General features: G+C 71.8%; 2 protein-coding genes. One reads left to right on the forward strand and one right to left on the reverse strand.

Going from position 1 to position 1,501, the window contains the following annotated elements; all coding sequences use genetic code 11:
- A partial coding sequence (locus VIS07_00005; protein ID HEY8513876.1) for a glycosyltransferase occupies positions 1-596 on the forward strand: 596 nt, incomplete at its 5' end.
- Here the strand turns inward: VIS07_00005 and VIS07_00010 are convergent.
- Positions 575-1,483, reverse strand: a complete 909-nt coding sequence (locus VIS07_00010; protein HEY8513877.1) for an NAD(P)-dependent oxidoreductase — start codon at positions 1,481-1,483, stop codon at positions 575-577. The genes VIS07_00005 and VIS07_00010 overlap by 22 nt on opposite strands.
- Between the last annotated feature and the right edge of the window lie 18 nt (positions 1,484-1,501).

Below are 1,501 nucleotides of genomic sequence, written 5' to 3' on the forward strand. Positions count from 1 at the left end.
GTGTTCCGGAGGAGCGCGTCCGGGTCGTGCCGCACTACCTGCCGCCCGACGCCTTCGCTTCGTCGTCGTGCGCCGACACCGGGCGCTACGCGCTGGTTGCCGCTCGTCTCGTTCCCGAGAAGGGAGTCGAGTGGGCCCTCCGTGCCGCCAGTGCTGCGCGTGTGCCGCTCGTCGTCGCCGGCGCCGGACCCGAGCAGGCGCGGCTCGCCGCGTTGGCGCGAGAGCTCGCCGCCGACGTGCGCTTCAGCGGCTGGGCGAGCGCCGACGAGCTACGCCGGCTGCGAGCCGAGGCGGCGTTCGTCTTGGTTCCGTCGCTCGTGCCCGAGTTCGCCGGCTATGCGGCGCTCGAGGCGCTTGCCGCCGGGCTGCCCGTCGTCGCAGCGCGTTCAGGTGCGCTGCCGGAGCTGGTGGGCGACGACTCGTGCGTGCAACCGGGAGCGGTCGACGAGCTCGCCGAGCGGATGGCGCTGCTTTGGGGCGACCCTGCCCGGCGCCGGGCCGAGGGCGAGCGCAACCTCGCCCGCGCACGCGAGCACTTCGCCCGCGAGCGCTACATCGACGACATTCGCGCGCTCTACGGCGAGTTCGCGCCGTAGCTGCTCGCGCGTTCTGGCTCGAGCTCGCGCCGCAGCCACTCGGCCGTCCTGGCGATGCCCTCGCGCAGCGGTACGCGGGCTTCGAAGTCGAGCAGCCGGCGCGCCTTCTCGACGCTCGGCCAACGGCGCTGCACGTCCACCTCGAACGACGGCACGCTGCGCAGCTCGAACTCGGCCGGATCGTTCCCGCACGCCTGCCAGCAGAGCTCGGCGATCTCGGCAACGGTCAGCTCCTCGGCGGCCGAGATGTTGAAGTCCTCGCAAGCGGCAGCTGGATGGAAGCAGCAGCGGGCGATGCCCTCGGCGATGTCGTCGACGTGCGTGAGCGTGCGCGTCTGGCGACCGGACCCGAAGATCTCGAGCGGCCGCTGGCAGCGCAGAGCCTTGTGCAGCAGATCGGGAACGACGTGCGCGATTCCCGGTTCGGACGCCGGCATCTCGCCCGGGCCGTAGGCGTTGAACGGTCGGCAGATCGCGTATTCGAGCCCGTGCTCGGCGTGGGCGGCGCGGCACATCACCTCGCCGGCGAGTTTCGAGAAGCCGTAGGCGGACCGTGGCGGCGGGCACTCGTCGATGTGCTCTTCGGGCGTGGGGAAGCGGGTGGCGCGTTCGAACACCATCGAGGACGAGACGTAGACGAGGCGTTCCACCCGCTCGGCGATCGCGGCGTCGAAGACGGCGTTGAGTAGCGCTGTGTTGGCGGCCAAAAGGGTCTGGGGACAGCGGTGGAAGTTGGCGATACCGCCGACGATCGCGGCGAGGTGGACGACGTGTGTCTGCCCGCGAACGGCGCGACGCGCGACGTCGCTGTCGCGCAGGTCGCCGACGACGACCTCGCACGCTTCGGCCATCCAGGCGGGCGGTGTCGCTTGGTCGGCGACGCGCACGCGCTCGACAGCCGGCTC

The sequence above is a fragment of the Candidatus Binatia bacterium genome, from assembly GCA_036563615.1.
GTDB lineage: Bacteria > Desulfobacterota > Binatia > UBA12015 > UBA12015 > DATCMB01.